At 69.7% G+C, this 15,430-nt stretch carries 12 protein-coding genes; 9 read left to right on the top strand and 3 right to left on the bottom strand.

Features of this window, described 5'->3' with window-relative positions; genetic code table 11:
* Position 1: 1 nt before the first annotated feature.
* Positions 2-406: a zinc ribbon domain-containing protein gene (locus OG538_RS07945; RefSeq protein WP_406091514.1), complete on the top strand. Its 405-nt coding sequence runs from the start codon at positions 2-4 to the stop codon at positions 404-406.
* A gap of 258 nt (positions 407-664) precedes the next feature.
* Here the strand turns inward: OG538_RS07945 and OG538_RS07940 are convergent, their stop codons facing one another.
* Positions 665-1,960 (bottom strand): HEAT repeat domain-containing protein, encoded by a 1,296-nt coding sequence (locus tag OG538_RS07940; protein ID WP_406091512.1) that lies wholly within the window; start codon positions 1,958-1,960, stop codon positions 665-667.
* A 429-nt stretch (positions 1,961-2,389) separates the two neighbouring features.
* On the opposite strand from OG538_RS07940, the gene OG538_RS07935 reads away from it, so the two are divergent.
* Complete coding sequence (locus OG538_RS07935) at positions 2,390-5,101, top strand: cellulose binding domain-containing protein (RefSeq protein WP_406091510.1); 2,712 nt, start codon at positions 2,390-2,392, stop codon at positions 5,099-5,101.
* A gap of 164 nt (positions 5,102-5,265) precedes the next feature.
* A complete protein-coding gene (locus OG538_RS07930; RefSeq protein WP_406091508.1) occupies positions 5,266-5,808 on the top strand; it encodes a hypothetical protein in 543 nt (180 codons plus the stop codon).
* On the opposite strand, the gene OG538_RS07925 is transcribed toward OG538_RS07930, so the two are convergent.
* Positions 5,790-6,746 carry an acyl-CoA thioester hydrolase/BAAT C-terminal domain-containing protein gene (locus OG538_RS07925; protein WP_406091506.1) on the bottom strand — a complete coding sequence of 319 codons (957 nt, stop codon included), beginning with the start codon at positions 6,744-6,746 and terminating at the stop codon, positions 5,790-5,792. The two genes, OG538_RS07930 and OG538_RS07925, sit on opposite strands and share 19 nt — an antisense overlap.
* A 13-nt stretch (positions 6,747-6,759) precedes the next feature.
* The gene (locus tag OG538_RS07920) at positions 6,760-7,644 is read right to left on the bottom strand and encodes an SIS domain-containing protein (RefSeq protein ID WP_406091504.1); all 885 of its coding nucleotides are present in this window, start codon (positions 7,642-7,644) and stop codon (positions 6,760-6,762) included.
* Positions 7,645-7,830: 186 nt separating this feature from the next.
* On the opposite strand from OG538_RS07920, the gene OG538_RS07915 reads away from it, so the two are divergent.
* The 6 genes from OG538_RS07915 to OG538_RS07890 all read left to right on the top strand — a co-directional run bounded on the left by OG538_RS07915 (position 7,831) and on the right by OG538_RS07890 (position 15,262).
* A complete protein-coding gene (locus OG538_RS07915) occupies positions 7,831-8,631 on the top strand; it encodes a DeoR/GlpR family DNA-binding transcription regulator (protein WP_406091502.1) in 801 nt (266 codons plus the stop codon).
* A gap of 446 nt (positions 8,632-9,077) precedes the next feature.
* On the top strand, positions 9,078-10,088 hold the full coding sequence (locus tag OG538_RS07910; protein WP_406091500.1) for an ABC transporter permease: 1,011 nt from the start codon (positions 9,078-9,080) through the stop codon (positions 10,086-10,088).
* On the top strand, positions 10,085-11,044 hold the full coding sequence (locus OG538_RS07905; protein ID WP_406091498.1) for a carbohydrate ABC transporter permease: 960 nt from the start codon (positions 10,085-10,087) through the stop codon (positions 11,042-11,044). Before OG538_RS07910 ends, OG538_RS07905 begins: the two co-directional genes overlap by 4 nt.
* A 55-nt stretch (positions 11,045-11,099) precedes the next feature.
* The gene (locus tag OG538_RS07900) at positions 11,100-12,740 is read left to right on the top strand and encodes a hypothetical protein (protein ID WP_406091497.1); all 1,641 of its coding nucleotides are present in this window, start codon (positions 11,100-11,102) and stop codon (positions 12,738-12,740) included.
* A gap of 42 nt (positions 12,741-12,782) precedes the next feature.
* Positions 12,783-13,967, top strand: coding sequence for a Gfo/Idh/MocA family protein (locus tag OG538_RS07895; RefSeq protein ID WP_406091495.1), 1,185 nt, complete (start codon positions 12,783-12,785; stop codon positions 13,965-13,967).
* Between the two features lie 119 nt (positions 13,968-14,086).
* Complete coding sequence (locus OG538_RS07890) at positions 14,087-15,262, top strand: ricin-type beta-trefoil lectin domain protein (protein WP_406091493.1); 1,176 nt, start codon at positions 14,087-14,089, stop codon at positions 15,260-15,262.
* Positions 15,263-15,430: the final 168 nt, after the last annotated feature.

Below are 15,430 nucleotides of genomic sequence, written 5' to 3'. Positions count from 1 at the left end.
CGTGTCCATGACCGGAATCGACGTGGAACCCACTGCTCACGACGTAGCGGGGTCGCACAGTACGGAAGGCCTGGTGTACCAGGTGTGCCGGTGGTGCGGCACCGCTTCCTTCCGCAAACTCCTGTGTCCCGTCTGCGCGTCGAGCGATCTGGAGGCGGAGCGCAGCGACGGCCACGGTGTCGTCGTGCGGTCCAGTGTCGTCAACCGGTACTCGCGTGTCATGCGCAACGAGTCCCTGGTCAGGTTCCCGGAAGGCTTCGTGTACCGGTGCCGCATCGTGGGCGCGGCTCCGCACCTGGTGAGCGTCGGCGACAGGGTGCGCCCCTTCGGAGGCATGACGTCCGAGGCGGGCGAGGTGGTACTCGAACTGTGCGATCCGCCCGGGATGGCCGACTGGTACGCGTGAGCCCGGCGCCGCGAGGGCGATGCGCTCGCACGGCGTCGGCCTCGACAGGGGGTCGCCGTGCGGGGTGCGCGTGACCAACCGGCGTACGACCTCGGAGTCGAAGACGGCCCCGTCCGTATGGATCCGCTCCAGCGGGTCAGGGATCTCCTCCGCGTTCGAGGCGGGCAATGGGGCGGCGCAGGCGCACTCCACCTGCGGCAGGGTGAGCACCCCGGTGCGGCCGTCACCGCCTGGGAGCTCGTCGCGGCGTGCAAGGGATCAGGGCCGCGCGCCCGGGGCGGTCCGAGGTCCCTCGGATCCCGCTCCGGCGCCCATCCGCCACCGGTATCGCCGACCGGCCTCCACGATGTGGCTGTCCGGCCAGGACCGCCAGTCGACCGGCCCCTCGTGCTCGTTGCCCGCCAGGCATCGCGGGTCATCCCGTTCGGCCAGCCCGTAGACGGCCCAGATGCGCACCATCTGGTCCTCGTCGCCGAGGCGTTCGGCCAGTACGTCCGTGATGTCCTGGGTGTGGCCCTGATGGCCGCCGAGGAGTGCACACGCGTGTGCCCGCACGCCGTTGTCGGCGTCGCGCGTGAGGGCGAACAGCGCCCGCAGCGCCACGAGGGTGTAAGAGCCCTCGAATCGCTGGAGGAGCGAGGCCGCCTCGCGCCGCACCTCCGCGTCCGGGTGGGTGACGCAGGAGAGTCCCACCTCTTCGACCCGAGGGTCCGGGGAGTCCGACTCGGACAGTGCACGCAGGACGAGGCGGAGGACGGCCGGGTCCGTTTCCTCGACGGCCCAGGGGAGGAAGACCACCGGTGCCCGCGGTTCGAACACGACCGGCCGCGCATCGGCCGACGCCTCCCGCAGAACGAGGCCGCGCAGGACATCCGCGGCGAACAGCCGGTGAAGGGGGTCGGGGTGGGACCGCAGCCCCACCGCCGCCGCCCAGGTCTCCTCGTCGTTGCGGCGGGCGAGAACGTTCACGGTCTCGGACCAGTCGGCGTGCTCCGGATCGGGATGCGCGAGGGCACGCGCGAGCAGTTCATCCATGGGCCGATGTCGCTCGAACCACTCTTCGAGATTGCTGAGTACTGCGGCGTGCCCGTCGCGCACGGTCAGGCCGCCGAGCGTGATCTCGTCGTAGTCGGTCCACCAGTCGCCGTCCCGCACCCGGGTCCGGCACGGCGGGCCCAAGTCGCCCGTTCTGCGACGCAACTCGGCTACCGCGCCTGCCTCGTGCCAGTGCCGTGCGCGTGCCAGCAGTTCCGCCCGCCCGGTCTCGGTGAGGTGCTCCCCGAGGCCGGGCAGCACCGCCAGGACGACCGAGACCGTGCCGCAGTCGACTGCCCGGAGCAGCGGAGTGGACCCGTCGGGGAGGGGGCGCTGCGGATCGGCGCCTCCCTCGGTCAGGGCGGTGGCAACCGGTTCGTCGAACGCCGCGATGGCCAGGCAGAGAGCCGGGACGCCCCGCGCGTCGGCCGATTCCGGGTCGGCGCCCGCCTCCAGGAGCCTGCTCACGGCCCCCGCGTCCCCGCTCCGCACCGCATCGATCAACGCGACCTCACCCATCCACACCCCCTGTTGCACACATGCACGCGGAGGAACCCTAGCCGGTTGGGCCGTACGCCCTCGGGGTGAGGATCGTCCGGTCCCGGCGGCCCCCGGACGGGCAGCCGGACTCTCCGATGCCGCACCGGGCGAGGGCGACCTGGGCGCCTTCGTCGGGGTGGGCCGATATCGGCAACACGGTTGTTCCCGCCGGCAATTGGCGTGGAGGGCCACCGGTCGAAGCTTCGCTGACCGTGTGACGGGTGAATTGCCTGACGCTGCCGCAATGGTCTCTCCGCGGGGTCGCGAAGTCATCCGATGAACCCTCCCCTTCACCCTTCTCCCGGCGGGCCCGCGCCGCTACCATCGGGACGCGAATGGGAGCGCTCCCACATCTGTACCCGCCCTGTACCGCCGCTGTCGGCGGTCTCGTTCGGAGAGGACGTTTCCGTGCGCTCAAGCGCTAGACCCCTTGCCACCCTCCTGGCGGCACTCACTCTCACCGCCGGCCTGTTCGCTGCCGGCTCCCCGGCATCGGCACGAGCCAACGAGCTCGTGTCGGCTGCCGAAGCATCCGATGTGTCCCTGGCCGCAGACACGTACGACTGGAAGAACGTCCGCATCGACGGCGGAGGTTTCGTCCCCGGTATCGTCTTCAACCGGTCGGAGAAGAACCTCGCCTACGCCCGCACCGACATCGGCGGCGCCTACCGCTGGGACCAGTCGGGCAAGCAGTGGACTCCGCTGCTCGACTGGGTGGACTGGGACCACTGGGGCTGGTCCGGAGTGGTGAGTCTCGCCTCCGACTCGGCCGATCCGGACAACGTGTACGCCGCCGTGGGTACGTACACCAACAGCTGGGACCCGACCAACGGTGCGGTTCTGCGCTCCTCGGACCGGGGCGCCAGCTGGAAGGCCGGCACCCTGCCCTTCAAGCTCGGAGGCAACATGCCGGGCCGGGGCATGGGCGAGCGCCTCGCGGTCGACCCGAACAAGAACTCCGTGCTGTACCTGGGCGCGCCCAGCGGCAAGGGCCTGTGGCGCTCCACCGACTCGGGAGTGACCTGGTCCCAGGTGACGGCCTTCCCCAACCCCGGTAACTACTCCCAGGACCCGACCGACACCAGCGGATACGGAAGCGACAACCAGGGCATCGTCTGGGTGACCTTCGACGAGCGCACCGGCAGCGCGGGCAGCGCGACCAAGGACATCTACGTCGGGGTCGCCGACAAGGAGAACACCGTCTACCGCTCCACGGACGGCGGAGCCACCTGGTCGCGGATCGCCGGTCAGCCGACCGGGTACCTGGCCCACAAGGGGGTGCTCGACTCGGAGAACGGCTATCTGTACCTGACGCTGAGCGACACCGGCGGTCCGTACGACGGCGGCAAGGGCCGGATCTGGCGGTACACCACCGCGACCGGCGAGTGGAAGGACGTCAGCCCGGTGGCCGAGGCGGACACCTACTACGGCTTCAGCGGGCTGTCCGTGGACCGGCAGCGGCCCGGCACCCTGATGGCGACGGCGTACAGCTCCTGGTGGCCGGACACCCAGATCTTCCGCTCCACGGACAGCGGGGCGACGTGGACGCAGGCCTGGGACTACAGCAGCTACCCGAACCGCACCAACCGCTTCACCCAGGACGTCTCCTCCGTGCCCTGGCTGACCTGGGGTGCCAACCCGACGCCGCCGGAGACCTCGCCCAAGCTGGGCTGGATGACGGAGGCGCTGGAGATCGACCCGTTCGACTCGAACCGGATGATGTATGGCACCGGCGCCACGATCTACGGAACGGAGAACCTCAAGAACTGGGACGCCGGCAGCCAGTTCAAGATCACCCCCATGGTGAAGGGCCTTGAGGAGACGGCCGTCAACGACCTGGCGAGCCCGCCCTCCGGCGCCCCGCTGCTCAGCGCGCTCGGCGACATCGGGGGCTTCCGCCACACCGACCTCGACGCCGTGCCGGGCATGATGTTCACCTCGCCCAACCTCACTTCGACCACGAGCCTCGACTTCGCGGAGAGCAGCCCCAACACGGTCGTACGGGTCGGCAGCGCCGACGCCGCCCCGCACATCGGCTTCTCCACGGACAACGGGTCCAACTGGTTCCAGGGTTCCGAGCCCGCCGGAGTGACCGGAGGCGGCACGGTCGCGGCGGCGGCGGACGGCAGCGGATTCGTGTGGAGCCCGGAGGGTGCGGGCGTGCACCACACCACCGGGTACGGGAGTTCGTGGTCGGCCTCCACCGGGATACCGGCCGGGGCGACCGTCGAGTCCGACCGGAAGAACCCGAAGAAGTTCTACGGGTACAAGGCCGGCACCTTCTACGTCTCGACGGACGGCGGTACCACCTTCACCGCGAAGGCGTCGAACGGTCTGCCCGCCGAGGGCAACGTCCGCTTCAAGGCCGTGCCGGGCACCGAGGGAGATGTGTGGCTCGCCGGAGGCAGCGCGACCGGGACCTACGGCCTGTGGCACTCGACCGACTCGGGAGCGACCTTCACCAAGCTGCCCGGAATCGAGCAGGCGGACTCGGTCGGCTTCGGCAAGGCGGCCGCGGGAGCCTCGTACCAGACGCTCTTCGTCACCGCGAAGATCGGTGGCGTGCGCGGTGTCTTCCGTTCCACGGACGCGGGCACCACCTGGACCCGGATCAACGACGACGCCCACCAGTGGGGCTGGATCGGTGCGTCCATCACGGGTGATCCGAGGATCTACGGGCGGGTGTACGTCTCGACCAACGGGCGCGGAATCATGTACGGCGACTCCTCGGACGGCGACGGGGGCGGTACGGACCCGGGAACGGATCCAGGCACCGACCCGGGCAACCCGCCCGAGGACGCCGCCTGTTCGGTGACGTACAAGGTCACCAACCAGTGGTCCGGCGGCTTCCAGGCCGATGTGACGCTCACCAACACCGGGACCGCGGCCCTGGAGGGCTGGCAGCTCGGCTGGACGTTCGCGGACGGTCAGAAGGTCACCCAGATGTGGAACGCGACCCCCGCGCAGGACGGGGCGAAGGTGACGGCCGCCAGCATCTCCTGGAACGGCAAGGTGGCGCCGGGCGCTTCGGTGGGCTTCGGCTTCACCGGCACGCTGACGGGAGGCAACGCCGTGCCGGCCGCGTTCGCCCTGGGGGACGAAACCTGCTCCACCGGCTGACCGACGGGCGGAGCGGGAACGGGGGACGGGGGGAGGGGCGGGCCGAGCGCATGGGCCCGCCCCGGGCCGCGCCGTCCATCTCCCCGGCTCCGACTCGGGCCCCGGCCCCCGGTGAACGGCGGCTTCACTGGCCCCGTACAGGTTCGTCGGCCATACTGCCCGCCGTGGAGCAGCGCATAGATCCGAACACTCAGCCCGCGTACGCCGCAGGGACAGACCCGGCGTACATACCTGGTCTCACGGCCCCCCGAACCGCCGCGAAGGCGGACGAGGAGCCGGAACAGACCGAGGTGCCCGCACCCGAGGGTGCCGCACCCGAAGATGCCGTCGTGGAGGCCGCATTCGAGGATGCCGTGCCCGACGGCGAGCCCGCCGCCGGCGCGGCGGCGGACGACGAGGAGGACACGAGCGAGAACGAGGCCGAGGACGGCCCGTCGTTCGAAGTGAGCGACCGACGTGGCTCGATCTCCGCGGACCGCGCGGGCATCCGGTACACGCTGGACGACCAGGAGGCCGACTTCCACTGGGACGAGATCGGCGCCGTCGAACTGAAGCCGGCCCGGTTCGGGCGGCGGTTCACGATGACGGTCCACATGTCGACCCGGCGCTGGTTCAACGCCGAGGTCGAGGCGCCTGCCCGGAGCAGCCTCAAGGAGTGGACGGAGGGCTTCGACGCGGTGCTGGACGCCTACTTCGAGGAGTCCTGAGGCCCGACGGTCCTGCCTGCGGAAGGGTGCCCGGAGCGCGGGGGGCCTGACCGGCCGGCGGGACGGACCCCGTGCAGTGCGTCGAGCAGGTGCGGCCAGGCCTCCGCCCCGAGCGCGGCGTCGGCGGCGGGCGAACCTCCGTACCGGTAGCGGTCGGACGGGGCCGCGGGGCCCTCACCGGGCAGTCGGGGGCGGTGTCCCGCGTCCGCACGGGAGACCAGGCGTACGGGGAGACCGGCCGCCCTGCGACGGGCGGCCAGCTCTTCGGCGAACCGGAGCGAGGGCCACATCAGGTCGTGGCCTCCGGTGACCAGCACGAGTTCGGTGCCGGGGCCGCCCACCGGGACCGCCGCGGCCGGGACGCGGTCTGCGCAGGTCCGCAGGCTCTGCTCGTACCAGCCGAGAATCGATACGGGCGCGCCCGCGGGCTCGGCAGGCGTCCAGGTGTCGTCGTAGGGGACGAACGGCAAGGGCGTGCCCCGCAGGCTCCAGGACGACCGAGGGGGCTGGGCCCTGCCGTCGCGGCCCGGTCCCACGTTCGCCCAGGTCACGGAGGTCGGCGAGAGCGCCACGACGGCGTTGACGCCGCCGTGGTGGCCGGCCAGGTGCAGGGCGGCCTCGGCGCCCTTGGAGGTGCCCAGGACCCCGACGCGCCGCGCGCCCTCCCTGCGAAGCCACTCGATCGCGGACACGAGGGTCTCCAGCGGGACTTCGCAGATGCCCGGCGGCTGACCCGGGCCTCCGAACCACTGGACCGACAGCGCGGTCATGCCCTCCCGGGCCAGCAGCCGGCACCGCGCGTCCTCCGTGCGGCCGCTGGACCCGGCGAGGACGAGCACACCGACGTCGCTGCCGTGCGCGGGGGCGGCGAGGAAACCCGTCCAGGCGTCCGCACCGCCGCCCGGTCCGGCCCGCACCGTGCGTTCTGCGATCTCCATGTCCCGATCAGTGTCAGGCTTCGGCCAGGACCACCGAACGCGTCAAGTGGCGCGGGCTGTCCGGGTCCAGGCCGCGGGCGGCGGCGCGGGCGATGGCCAGGCGCTGGACACGGACCAGATCGGCCAGCGGGTCCAGGCCGCTCTCCACCCAGCGGGCGCCGGTGGCGAGGACCTGTTCGCGCAGACCCTCGGGGGCGGCGCCGAACGTCCAGGTCGCGGTGCCGTCGGTGGCGATGCTGATGGGGCCGTGGCGGTACTCCATCGAGGCGTACGCCTCGGTCCAGGACAGCGAGGCCTCCTTCATCTTCAGGGCCGCCTCGTTGGCGAGGCCGGCCGTCCAGCCACGGCCGAGGAAGGTGAACTGGGCGCAGTCCAGCAGCCCTTCGGGCAGCGGCTCGGCCAGCGCGGCCTCCGCATCGCGGACCACGGCGTCGGTGTGCAGGCCGAGGTGGGCGCGCAGCAGAGTGAGCAAGGTGGTCGCGAACCGGGTCTGCACCACGGACTGTTCGTCCGCGAAATCGAGCACCACGACGGTGTCGGCGGACGCCATCACCGGCGTGTTCGGGTCGGCGGTGATGGCCACCGTGGGGGTCGTCCCACGCAGCTGGTCCAGCAGTTCGAGCACCTCGGTCGTGGTGCCCGAGCGGGTGAGGGCGACGACCCGGTCGTAGCGGCGGCGGGCGGGGAACTCAGAGGCGGCGAAGGCATCGGACTCGCCCTGCCCGGATTCCTCACGAAGCGAGGCGTACGCCTGAGCCATGTAGAACGAGGTGCCGCAGCCGACCACGGCGATGCGCTCCCCGGGGGCGGGCAGCGCGGCGGCGTAGCTGGGAGCGAGGTCTGCGGCGCGGCGCCAGCAGGCCGGCTGGCTGGCTGTCTCGATCTCGACAAATGACACTTTTGCACTCCGTACTGGGGATGGGATGCTCGGTTACGCACGTTACCTGCGATGCGCGCGCATTATCAAGCATCTTCCTTGCAGATGGCTTGACTCGCCGGAGCCTTGTGCGACGCTTGCGCGTGTCCGGTGATCGCGCCCAAGGGGATGGGTGCTCGCAGACCGGACCCGTAAAGGAGAGTTCTCTTGTCCAGGGATGCCCGGTGGAACGCGCTGCTGGAGCTCGTCGGTAAACACGGCAGGGTGGACGTCGAGGATGCCGCCGGCACCCTCGACGTCTCGGCCGCGACCATCCGCCGGGACCTGGACCGGCTGGCCGAGCAGCACCTGCTCACCCGTACCCGGGGCGGCGCGGTTGCGCACGGTGTCAGCTACGAGCTGGCGCTGCGCTACAAGACGGGGCGCAACGCCCCGGAGAAGCAGGCCATCGGTCGTGCCGTGGCCGAACTGGTCGCGGTCGGCGAGGTGGTGGGGCTGACCGGCGGCACCACCATCACGGAGGTGGCGCGGTCGCTTGCCGTGCGCTCCGACCTCGTGGGTGAGGGCGCGGGCGGGTCGTCCGGTCAGCCGACGCTGACGGTGGTCACCAACGCCCTCAACATCGCCAACGAACTGGTGATCCGGCCGCAGATCAAGATCGTGGTGACCGGGGGCGTGGCCAGGCCTCAGTCGTACGAACTGACGGGCCCGCTGGCCAGCGGCGTGCTGGGTGAGATCACGCTGGACGTCGCCGTGCTGGGCGTCAACGCGATCGACACCGAACGCGGTGCGTACGTCCACCACGAGGGCGAGGCCAGCATCAACCGGCTCCTCGCCCAGCAGGCCCAGCGCGTGGTCGTGGCGGCCGACTCGTCGAAGATCGGCAAGCGGGCCTTCGCCCGGGTCTGCGGCCTGGGAGCGGTCGACTTCCTGGTCACCGACAAGGGCATCTCGCCCGAGGCCTCCGCGCGCTTCACCGAGGCCGGAGTGACGGTCATCGCCGTCTGACGCACACCGAACGCGCCCTGACGCGCACGCATGAAGGCGGGCCGCCACACGACATGTGGGCGGCCCGCCGTCATGCGTGCCTCCTGTAGGCCAGTCGCATGCTGCAAGGTGCGCACATGCGTGCAACAACATCCACAACCATGCACGGTGAGCCCCCTTCTGACGGTCCCGCAGACGCGTGAGGGCCTCTTCGCGACGTCCCTGTGCCGCTTCTGTGCCTGTTTGGCGGACCCGTCGCCACCCTTCGTGCGTGTACCGCGATTTTTGAATGCCAATAGATGTTCGTTATCTCTGTGAAATGAACAACTCTTGCCATCGGAGGAGGTGGTCGTGAACTATGTGGCTATCGCCGCGAAGGAGTCGTGGACGCGCCCGCCACAGGTGTGCGCCACCTCCGAGGACGCCAACGCTCTCTTTCTTCATCAGCCCTGGAGGTACCTGTGACGATGGCAGATACGCCGGTCACAGCCGTGCGGTCGCCCGTACCGCAGCCGCGCGCCCCCGGCGACGCGGACCACCCCGCCGGGAAGAAGCGCAGGAAGAGCCGAATAAGGCAGCCGCTCCGATACCGGCTGAAACGGGACAAGGCGCTTCTGCTTCTCTGTCTGCCGGGTGTGCTGTACTTCGCGCTCTTCTTCTACCTGCCGCTCGCGGGCAACGTCATCGCCTTCCAGGACTACCAGCCGTTCCTGGGCTTCAAGCAGAGCCCGTTCGTCGGCCTCGCGAACTTCACCGCGCTGCTCGCCGAACCCGAGTTCTGGAGCGCCGTCTCCAACACCCTGCAGATCACCGCGATCCAGCTGCTGCTGTACTTTCCCGCGCCGATCGCCCTGGCGCTGCTGCTGAACTCGCTCATCAGCGAGAAGATCAAGCGGTTCATCCAGACCGTCGTCTACCTCCCGCACTTCCTGTCCTGGGTCGTCGTCGTCGCCATGTTCAAGCAGGTGCTCGGCGGCGCGGGCTCCGTCACCACACTGCTGATGGAGCACGGCATCGGCATCGGCAACGTGATGACGGATCCCGGCACGTTCAAGCTGCTGATCACGGCCCAGGCCATCTGGAAGGACTGTGGCTGGGGCACGATCATCTTCCTGGCCGCCATCGCCTCGATCGACATGGGCCAGTACGAGTCCGCCGCGATGGACGGCGCCGGCTGGCTCCGCAGGATCTGGCACGTGACTCTCCCGGGCATCCGGCCGGTGATCCTGATGCTGTTGATCCTGCGGCTCGGCGACATCCTCTCGGTCGGCTTCGAGCAGATCATCCTGCAACGCGACGCCGTGGGCCCGGACGCCTCCGAAGTCATGGACACCTACGTCTACTTCCACGGCGTCGTCGACGGCGACTGGGGCATGAGCACCGCCGCAGGGCTGATGAAGGGCGTCATCGGATTCGCGCTCATCCTCGCCGCCAACAAGCTGGCCCACCGCTTCGGCGAGCAGGGAGTGTACCGATGAGTCAGCAGTCCGTCGCCGGCCGGCTTCGCAGGGCGCGATTCGGCCCGCGGGGCGGCTCAGGCCCCCGCGCCTCCCACGGCAGGCCGCCGTGGATGGAGCAGCCCCACTGGTACGGACAGGGTGCGAAGGCGGCGGCCCTGGTCGTCCTCACCGTGATCGTGCTCTACCCGTTCGTCCTGGCCATCGGGACCAGCCTGGCCGGGCGCGAGGAACTGAACGCCAACGGTGGTTACGTCCTCCTGCCGCACCACCCGACGCTGGAGGCCTACCGGGTCATCCTCTCCGGCGGGATCGTCACACAGGCGGCACTGGTCTCCATCTTCATCACGCTGATCGGCACCGCGCTCAGCCTGGCCTGCACCGTGATGATCGCGTACGGCACCTCGCGCCCCGGAACGGTTCTCGGCAAGCCGATCCTGCTGCTGGTGCTGGGGACGTTCCTCTTCGCCCCCGGCATCATCCCGACGTACCTGGCGGTCCAGCAGTTCAAGATGCTGGACACGTACGCCTCCCTGATCCTTCCGGTGCTGCTCAACGCGTTCAACATCGTCGTCGTCCGCTCCTTCTTCCAGAGCATCCCCGAGGAGCTCTACGACGCGGCGCGGATCGACGGTGCCGGGGAGGTCACGGTCCTCTTCCGGATCGTCCTCCCGCTGTCCAAGGCGGTTCTCGCGGTGGTCGGCCTGTTCTACGCGGTCGGGTACTGGAACAGCTTCTTCAACGCGGTGCTGTACCTCAACGACTCCAGCAAGTTCCCCATCCAGGTCATCCTGCGCAGTTACGTGCTGAACGGCCAGAGCATCAACGCCTCGGCCATGGGCGTCCATGCGGTGCCGCCCGCGACCTCGCTGCAGATGGCCGTGCTGATCATCGCCATCGTGCCCATCTTCTGCGTCTACCCCTTCCTGCAGAAGTTCTTCGTCAAGGGCGTCCTCACCGGGGCGATCAAGGGCTGATCCGCCCACCCCGGCATCGCCCCACCCACGCACCTCACCTACTTCTAGGAGCCCCATGTCCACCCACATGTCCCGGCGCGGATTCATGGGCGCCGCGGGAATCGCCGGTCTGACCGTGGCCGGTCTCTCGACCCTGAGCGCCTGCGGCAGCGGTGCCACCGTCAGCAAGGGTGGCGCCAAGGCGTCGGCCAAGCTCAAGCTGCCCACGTACGTGGCCGCGCAGACCGCCCCCGCGGACCTGGCGGGCAACGCCGCGGGTCTGGACGCCACGTATCTGCGCTACCCCAAGGCCCTCACCAGGTCGGTGGCCAAGCCGCCCGGTGACGGCAGCAGCATCACGGCGCTCACCGAGACCTTCACCACCCCCGCCCCGCCACAGGCCAGGAACGCCTACTGGCAGGAGCTGAACACGCGCCTCGGCGCGCGGTTCGACATGACGATCGTGGTGGACCAGGGCGTCGACGCGTACCTCACCAAGTTCAACGCCATGATGGCCGGCGGCGACATACCCGACCTGGTCTGGTTCCCGCCGAACCAGGGCATCCAGCGCGTGCCCGAGCTGCTGGACGCCAAGTTCCACGACCTCACTCCCTACCTCTCGGGCGACGCGGTGAAGGCGTACCCCAACCTGGCGAACCTGCCGACCACCGCCTGGAAGACCGCCGTGGTCAACGGCAAGATCCGCGGGGTCACCGTGGCGTACGGCTCCATGGGCCAGGTCTACGTGGTCAACCAGGACTTCTGGAAGCCGGTCGGCGGCGCCGAGTTCAGCAGCGCCGAGGACTTCCTCGCCAAGGGCAGGGAGCTCCTGGACGCCAAACGCAACAAGTACGTGCTGGAACCGGCGTACGTGAACCACATCGGCATGTTCGGACAGTGGTTCGGCGCGCCCAGCGGCTGGCGGCTGGAGGGCGGAAAGCTGACCCACATGTACGAGACGGAGGAGTACCAGGAGGCCGTCGCCTTCGCCGTCAAGGTGGCCAAGGCCGGACTCTTCTGGCCGGACCCCAACCTCAGCACCACGATGGAGAAGATGGCCCAGGGCTCGCTCGGCGCCTATGTGCAGTCCTTCCCCAGCTTCCTGGTGGACGCCAAGACGTACGACTTCCCGTTCGGCGTCATCGTGCCCTTCGCCGCGAAGGCCGGTGCGCAGCCGAGGTACAACATGGGTTACGGCTCGGTCGGTTACACCGCCATCAACAAGAAGGCGGACGAGCAGCGCGTGAAGATGCTGCTGGGCGTCATGGACTACCTGGCCGCCCCCTTCGGCACCGAGGAGCGGCTCTTCCTCGACAACGGCATCGAGGGCAAGCACTTCACCCGCACGGCGAAGGGCGACGTCAAGCTCACGGCCAAGGGGAACTCGGAGGCGGTGACCACGGCCATGCCGCTGGCCTTCCTCGCCGCGGGCCCCGAGTACGTCTACCTGCCCGGCAAGTCGGAACTCGCCGGGAACATCCACGGCTGGCAGCAGGAGCTCCTCAAGATCAGCCAGACGAACCCGACGAGCGGGCACTTCTCCGACACGTCGACCAGCAAGAGCCCCTCGCTCACCACCGCCATGGCCGATGTGCAGCTCGACATCATCGCGGGCCGCAAGCCGATCTCCGCCTACAAGGAGCAGCTGCGCAAGTGGCGCTCCGGCGGTGGCGACAAGATGCGCGCCGAGTTCGAGGCCTCGCTCGCCGGTAAGTAGTCTCCGCCCGCACGACCAGCACAACCAGAGAAAGGGACTCCCGTGTCAGACCTGCGCCTCGGCGTCATCGGACTCGGCCTGCGCCGTTCCATCGCGACGTCCGCCCACCACCCCGGGCAGGGATCGGCGGTCACCGCCGTCTGCGACCTCGACCCCGAGGTCCGCCGGCGCGAGGCCGAGCGCTTCGGCACCGATGTCGCGGTCGAGGACTACAAGCTGCTCCTCGACCGGGACGACCTCGACGCGGTCATCATCGCCACCCCGGACGACACCCACGAGGTCATCGCGATCGACGCGCTGCGCGCCGGCAAGGCGGTCTTCGTGGAGAAGCCGCTGGGAATCACCGTCGAGAGCTGCGACAACGTCCTGCGCGCCGCCTACGAGACCGGGACCCGGCTCTACGTCGGCCACAACATGCGGCACATGGGCGTCGTGCGGCTGATGCGCGACATCATCGCCCGTGGTGACATCGGGGAGCCCAAGGCGGTCTGGGTGCGGCACTTCGTCGGCTACGGCGGCGACTACTACTTCAAGGACTGGCACGCCGACCGGACCCGGACCACCGGGCTGCTCCTGCAGAAGGCCGCGCACGACATCGACGTGCTGCACTGGCTGGCCGGCGGCTACACACAGCGCGTCAACGCGCTGGGCGACCTGCTCGTCTACGGCAGCCTGCCGCGCCGTGAGGCGGACACCCCGCGCCCGGACAACTGGCTGCGCGAGTTCGACTGGCCGCCGACGGCACGCAAGGACCTGCACCACATCGTCGACGTCGAGGACGTCTCGGTGATGAACATGCAGCTCGACAACGGCGTCGTGGCCGCCTACCAGCAGTGCCACTTCACGCCCGACTACTGGCGCAACTACACCGTCATCGGCACCGAGGGGCGGCTGGAGAACTTCGGCGACAGCCCCGGTGACGAGGTCAAGGTCTGGAACACCGGCCCGAGCGGATACCGCGCCGACGCCGACATCACCTACCGGGTGCCGGAGGCCGGCGGCTCGCACGGCGGCGGCGACACCCGGATCATGGAGGAGTTCTGCCGGTTCGTGCGCGACGGGGGCGTCACCGACACCTCGCCGGTCGCCGCCCGGATGAGCGTCGCCGCCGGTGTCCTCGCGACCCGTTCCCTGCGCGAGGGCGGTGCGCCGTACGACGTACCGGCACTCGACCCCGAGCTGGTCGCGTACTTCGAACGCGGGCAGGTCCGCTCCCGAGGGATCTGACCGGGAAGGGCCGGACAGGGTCAACGCCCTGTCCGGCGGGTTTCACCGCAAGAAGTGCACCGGTCCGGTGCATGCGAGGCAACGATCCCCATCCCCCCCATCAGAAGCAGGTGCAACGCATGACTCTGCGCCACTTGTTCGGAACCATCGCCGCCACCGCCGCCGCAGCCGCTCTGGCCCTGCTCGGCACGGCCGCCCCCACGCAGGCAGCAGGTATCGGGACGACTCCCGGCACCTACACCAACTACTCGTTCCCCGGTGCGCCGAAGCTGACCGACGTCACCTGGTCCACCACCGTCCTGCACGACCCCGGATACCAGGCGAACGTCTTCTGGAGCCACCAGTTCGGCTTCGACCAGGGCAACGGCGCGTACATCGGAATGCAGTCCAACGGAGGCAAGAGCCGGGTGCTCCTCTTCTCCGCCTGGGACGTCTCCGAGGCCAAGGCCGGCTCCACCGGCAGCTGGTGTCAGGGCTTCGGCGGCGAGGGTGAGGGCATGAGCTGCCGGATGAACCTCGCCTGGACAGCGGGCCACCGCTACACCTTCAAGGTCGCGGCCGAGGGCGACGGCTGGTTCGGGGCCACCGTCGCGGACACCACGACGGGCGCCTCGTACAAGCTCGGCACCATCAAGACCCCGGCCACCGCCATCTCGCCCAACGGGATGGTCGACTGGACCGAGTACTTCGAATGGAACGACTCCCGCGCCAACTGCTACGACCAGCCGTTCAGCGACGCTCGCTTCGGGACGCCCACAGGAAACGGCGGCGCAGTCACCGGCGCGGTCTCGGGCACGTCCAACAGCGGCAACGCGTGCGCGTCCACGACCCGGACCGACGTCGTCGCCGGCTCCACGGTGCAGAATCTCGCGATCGGCAACTCGGTGCGTGGCCCGGTGACGGGGCTGGGCGGAAAGTGCGCGGACGCGGCGGGAGGCGTCTCGAACGGCGCCGTCGCCGACCTGTACACCTGCTCGGGCGGCGCCAACCAGGCCTGGGTGAGAGCGGCCGACGGCACCCTGCGGCTGCCCTCCGACTACTGCCTCACCGCAGGCGGCACGGGCAATGGCGCGGCCGTACGGGTACGTGACTGTGCGGGTACGGGTACCGGCGGAGCCGTCACCGACCCGGCCAGGCAGTGGACGTACAACAGCTCCACGCACACCCTCGTCAACAAGGCGTCGGGCCGATGCCTGGACGTCCCGGGCAGCGCCACCGCGGACGGGACCCCGCTCGGCCTGTGGGACTGCCACGGCGGCGCCAACCAGCAGTGGAACGTGCCCGCGACCTACTAGTACGTGAGCCACAAGCCCCCGGCGGGCCGCTTCCAGCGGTCTCGACCGGGGGTTTTCTGCGTCTGTTTTGAGCCATGCTCGGTGGGTAATCGGCCTCTGCCGGTTTGACGACGGGCCGCTGTACATCGGTGACCGGGGAGCGTGCATCCAGGGGATTTGAGAGGAAGT

It is taken from the genome of Streptomyces sp. NBC_01013, from assembly GCF_045162765.1.
In the GTDB taxonomy this organism is placed as follows: domain Bacteria; phylum Actinomycetota; class Actinomycetes; order Streptomycetales; family Streptomycetaceae; genus Streptomyces.
This window is presented reverse-complemented; position numbering and strand designations above follow the sequence as displayed.